Origin of the sequence: Ornithinimicrobium sp., assembly GCF_035267225.1 — a bacterium.
In the GTDB taxonomy this organism is placed as follows: domain Bacteria; phylum Actinomycetota; class Actinomycetes; order Actinomycetales; family Dermatophilaceae; genus Ornithinicoccus.
Genome location: NZ_DATFMA010000124.1, coordinates 1 through 5,103, shown reverse-complemented (window position 1 = coordinate 5,103; position 5,103 = coordinate 1). Strand labels below are relative to the sequence as shown.

Genomic DNA, 5,103 nt, shown 5'->3' with positions numbered 1-5,103 from the left:
TTGCCTTACTCATGTGTCTCTCGCTTTCTTGGCTGCTGCAGGGTGGTCAGTCGGTGGGTAGCTGGGCGAAGGCGGCCTTGGTGTCGTTGTACCACCCCAGAGACTTCCTTGGATGCCGCCAGCGGCGCTTCATCGCATTGCGTGCCTCTTGATGGCTCGCGTCACCGGCTTTCTCCGCCTCTTTGAGGTGGCGGTCTTGGGCATTGATGACGTCGTTAGCGTCCTCCCCCTTGTGCTCGAGGTCACACGGCCCCCCAAGTTGGCGGCAGGTCATCGTTTTCATCGCGCTGGTCCCTTCTCTGCTTTGTTGTTGATGGCGCGTCTATCTGTGTGACGCTTCAGCAAGGTCAGGTGTGACAACCGACTCGTGATCAGTTGCGGCGCGCTGGACCACGGCGGCGAACCACGCGGGCTATCACCTCCGGCTCGGCGCGGAACGTGATGCGCTGAACCACCCCATCGGCGACGATGAAATCGAACAAGACCTTGGCCTTGCCCCGGTCATACCACGCGGCTGCGGGCCGGTCCCCAGCAAATACAGAGAGTGCAGCGTGGGCGCTGCCGTTGAAGAACGCGGCCACATCGTGACGGCCGTGGATCTGTTCGGGTGTGCCGAGAAGGACCGCGGCTGGGTCGGCCGCCACAGTTGCCTGCGGGGCCAGCAGATGCAGCAGCTTATCGAAGTCACCCTCTCGAGCAGCGGTCATGAAGGCGTCCACGACCTCCCAATCGGCGAGGTGGTCTTCGGCTGCAGGTTGTCCGATCTTAGAACGGGCCCGCGAGGCGAGTTTGCGGGCGGCCACTGGGGTGGTGTCTAAGACAGCGGCAATGGTGGCGAAGTCGAAACCGAAACTGTCGTGCAGCACAAACGCCACGCGCTCCGAGGGGCTGAGCCGATCCAGCACGACCTGCAACGCCACCCCGACAGTCTCAGCCAGAGCGACGTCCTCGGCCGGGTCAGGCACGACCTGCTCCGTAGTGATCTCAGCGACAGGTTCTGGGGTGCGTGAGCGCAGCCGGTCCAGACATATCCGCGTTGTCACGGTCGTCAACCACGCCGGCATACTCTGGACATCGGAGTCCGTGTTTTGCAGCCGCACCCAAGACGCCTGCACGACGTCCTCAGCCTCCACAGGGTCGTTCAACACACGCGTTGCGATACGCAGCAACCGTGGACGTTCCACTTCGAAGAGCTGCGTATCATCCACGAAATCCACTCCTCCAGTTTGTCCCGTTACCCAGTAGACGAATGGCCAAGGCTCCATGTGACCAAGCGTGTTGACTGAATCACCACAACGATCTTCGCACTCTGCAAGGCGAGGTACACCTAACCCGCTGCGTCACTTAGCGATCCGCTGGCGGTGATCAGTCTGTCTGACCGGCGGGATACGGCAGCCGAGTGTGTCGGGTACTTTGAAGCAATGGGCGTCACGCGGATCGTTCCCAACCTGCCAGTGACCGACGTTGCCAGGGCCAACGAGCTGTACGCACAGATCTTCGACCTCCACGTCGGCATGGACCTCGGTTGGGTCGGTAATCTCGCCCCCAAAGAGACTCCGTCCGTGCAGCTTCAGGTGATGACCAGCGATGCGTCCGCGCCGTGCAACCCGGTCATTAGCGTCGGCGTTGCGACCCCGGCCGAAGTCGACGCGGTCCATGAGCGGGTGATGGCGGTCTCGCTCGAAATTGTCCACCCGCTAACCGACGAGGCCTGGGGTGTGCGCCGATTCTTCTTTCGGGATCAAGATGGCAACGTCATAAACGTCGTGGCCAACGCCTGACCCGTCTTGGCGGGACCAACGCACGTCCCGTAGCGGATCGCTCACCGGCGTCGGCACGTTCATGGGGAGGTCGTGCCCCGACCCAGTGGAGCTCCTGATCGGGCGAGGCCACCAGGTGGGCCTCGACCTGCGAGGCTCGGTCACCATGCCTGCCATCCGCCGCGGGGCGGACGCGGTGTGCACGTGCGCAGCCAGCTACGGAGCACTTCGAAGCCTGCGATCTGGGCTGCCGGGGCCAGCGCGCACAGCCTACGAGAGTGTGGATGCGTTCGGAATGCCGATGACGTCTGCCCAACCTCACGGCGCAGTCGCGCAGCAATCTCAACGGCGCAGACAGACAAGCAGCGGAGCGGACAGACAAGCAGGCAGGCCGGGGTTGCTCCCGCCTGCGTGAAGAGGGCCCGCCGCGCGTTGCTCTTGCATTGTGGGCTGGGACCTGCCTACTATCCCCACATCTAGTAGTTACACCGGTGTGGTTAGTCCACATCTTGTGCACAGGGGGATCCTTTGGTGCACAGCCCGTCCACAGCCCGTCCCCACGACCGTCCAGAGGATCGGAGGCATCGTGCACTGTCCGTTCTGCCGGCACACCGACTCTCGCGTGGTCGACAGCCGGGTGCAGGAGGAGGGGTCGGTCATCCGCCGACGTCGCCAGTGCCCGGAATGCAACCGGCGCTTCGGCACGGTGGAGACCGCCACCCTGTCGGTGATCAAGCGCTCGGGAGCCACCGAGCCGTTCAGCCGGGACAAGGTGCTCATCGGAGTGCGGAAGGCCTGCCAGGGCCGTCCGGTGACCGAGGACGACCTGCAGCGCCTGGCCCAGACGGTGGAGGAGAGCATCCGCTCGCTGGGGCAGGCCGAGGTGGACGCCCACGAGGTCGGGCTGGCCATTCTGACGCCGCTGCAGCATCTGGACGAGGTCGCCTACCTGCGGTTCGCCTCGGTCTACCAGGCGTTCGACTCCCTGGCCGACTTCGAGTCGGCCATCACCCTCCTGCGCGCCGAGACCGACGCCGGGTATGTCAGGGGTCATTGACAGCATCACCATCACGTCACATCCGAGTTCCATCGACGACGCTACCTATGAGGAGATCAGACATGACGGAGACGACCGGGGCGAAGTCCCGTTCGCGCCGCGGCAACGCGGGCCTGACGATCGAGCGCATCTACACCACGCCGGGGGTTCACCCGTACGACCAGGTGACGTGGGAGAAGCGCGACGTCGTGCAGACGAACTGGAAGACGGGGGAGGTCATCTTCGAGCAGCACGGGGTGGAGTTCCCGGACTTCTGGTCGGTCAACGCCTCGACCATCGTCACCACCAAGTACTTCCGCGGCGCAGTGGGCACGGACGCGCGTGAGCGCAGCCTGCGCCAGCTCATCGACCGGGTGGTGCTGACCTACGCCCGCGCCGGCAAGGAGCACGGCTACTTCGCGACCGAGGAGGACGCGGAGGTCTTCGAGCACGAGCTGACCCATGCGTTGGTGCACCAGGTGTTCAGCTTCAACTCCCCGGTCTGGTTCAACGTGGGCACCAAGAGCCCGCAGCAGGTCAGCGCCTGCTTCATCCTCTCGGTCGACGACTCGATGGACTCGATCCTCAACTGGTACAAGGAGGAGGGCTTCATCTTCAAGGGCGGCTCGGGTGCCGGGCTCAACCTCTCGCGGATCCGCTCCTCCAAGGAGCTCCTCTCCTCCGGCGGCACCGCGAGCGGCCCGGTGTCGTTCATGCGCGGGGCGGACGCCTCGGCCGGCACCATCAAGTCCGGCGGTGCCACCCGCCGTGCGGCCAAGATGGTCGTCCTCGACGTCGACCACCCGGACATCGAGGAGTTCGTGCAGACCAAGGCGCGTGAGGAGGACAAGATCCGTGCGCTGCGCGACGCCGGCTTCGACATGGACCTCGGCGGCTCGGACATCGTCTCGGTGCAGTACCAGAACGCCAACAACTCGGTGCGGGTGAGCGACGAGTTCATGCGCGCCGTGGAACACGGATCCGAGTTCGGTCTTCGCTCGCGCAAGGACGGGACCGTCATCGACACCGTCGACGCCCGCGGGCTGTTCCACCAGATGGCCCAGGCGGCGTGGGAGTGCGCCGATCCAGGCATCCAGTACGACGACACCATCAACGACTGGCACACCACCCCGGAGAGCGGTCGCATCACGGCGTCCAACCCGTGCTCGGAGTACATGTCATTGGACAACTCCAGCTGCAACCTGGCCAGCCTCAACCTGCTGAAGTTCCTGCGCGATGACAACACCTTCGACGTCGAGACCTACCAGAAGGTGCTCGAGCTGGTGATCACCGCGATGGACATCTCGATCTGCTTCGCCGACTTCCCGACCGAGGCCATCGGCGAGACGACGCGCGACTTCCGACAGCTGGGCATCGGCTATGCCAACCTCGGGGCGCTGCTCATGGCCACCGGCCGGGGGTATGACTCCGAGGGCGGCCGCACGCTGGCCGCGACGTTGACCTCGCTGCTCACCGGCGCGGCCTACAAGCGCTCGGCCGAGATGGCCGCCGTGGTGGGTCCGTACGCGGGCTATGCCCGCAACGCGGAGCCGCACCAGCGGGTGATGCGCAAGCACCAGGCCGCCAACGACGAGATCCGGCCGCTGCACGAGATCGACGCGGCCGTCCACAGAGCGGCGACGCAGGCGTGGAGCGGCGTGGTCAAGAACGGTGAGAAGCACGGCTTCCGCAACGCCCAGGCCTCGGTGCTGGCACCCACCGGCACCATCGGCTTCATGATGGACTGCGACACCACCGGCATCGAGCCCGACTTCTCGTTGGTCAAGTTCAAGAAGCTCGTCGGCGGCGGGTCCATGCAGATCGTGAACCAGACGATCCCGCGGGCCCTGGACATGCTCGGCTACACCTCCGAGACGGCCGAGGCCATCGTGGAGCACATCGCGGAGCACGGTCACGTCATCGATGCGCCGGGCTTGAAGCCCGAGCACTACGAGGTCTTCGACTGCGCCATGGGCACCCGGGCCATCAAGCCGATGGGGCACGTGCGGATGATGGCGGCGACTCAGCCGTTCCTGTCCGGCGCGATCTCCAAGACGGTGAACCTGCCCGAGAGCGCCACGGTGGAGGAGATCGCGGACGTCTACCAGCAGGGCTGGACACTGGGCCTGAAGGCGCTAGCGGTCTATCGCGACATGTGCAAGGTCGGCCAGCCGCTGTCAGACGGGAAAAAGGACGAGGCCAAGCAGAGCGAGTCTCTGGCCGAGTCGGAGCCCAAGGTCGAGAAGGTCATCGAGTACCGGCCGGTGCGCAAGCGGCTGCCCAAGCGTCGCTCCAGCCAGACCACGT

At 65.1% G+C, this 5,103-nt stretch carries 5 protein-coding genes; 3 read left to right on the top strand and 2 right to left on the bottom strand.

Annotated elements, in window-relative coordinates; translation table 11 throughout:
* Nucleotides 1–46 precede the first annotated feature (46 nt).
* Both VJ976_RS12460 and VJ976_RS12455 read right to left on the bottom strand, forming a co-directional pair.
* Complete coding sequence (locus VJ976_RS12460; protein ID WP_324100551.1) at nt 47–283, bottom strand: hypothetical protein; 237 nt, start codon at nt 281–283, stop codon at nt 47–49.
* Nucleotides 284–371: 88 nt separating this feature from the next.
* The gene (locus VJ976_RS12455; protein WP_324100550.1) at nt 372–1,217 is read right to left on the bottom strand and encodes a sigma-70 family RNA polymerase sigma factor; all 846 of its coding nucleotides are present in this window, start codon (nt 1,215–1,217) and stop codon (nt 372–374) included.
* A 204-nt stretch (nt 1,218–1,421) separates the two neighbouring features.
* On the opposite strand from VJ976_RS12455, the gene VJ976_RS12450 reads away from it, so the two are divergent.
* From VJ976_RS12450 to VJ976_RS12440, 3 genes are all read left to right on the top strand, one after another.
* Nucleotides 1,422–1,781, top strand: a complete 360-nt coding sequence (locus VJ976_RS12450) for a VOC family protein (RefSeq protein WP_324100549.1) — start codon at nt 1,422–1,424, stop codon at nt 1,779–1,781.
* A 565-nt stretch (nt 1,782–2,346) separates the two neighbouring features.
* Complete coding sequence (gene nrdR, locus VJ976_RS12445) at nt 2,347–2,817, top strand: transcriptional regulator NrdR (protein ID WP_324100548.1); 471 nt, start codon at nt 2,347–2,349, stop codon at nt 2,815–2,817.
* Between the two features lie 62 nt (nt 2,818–2,879).
* Nucleotides 2,880–5,103: vitamin B12-dependent ribonucleotide reductase (locus tag VJ976_RS12440; protein WP_324100547.1), on the top strand; the 2,224-nt coding region annotated here is incomplete at its 3' end.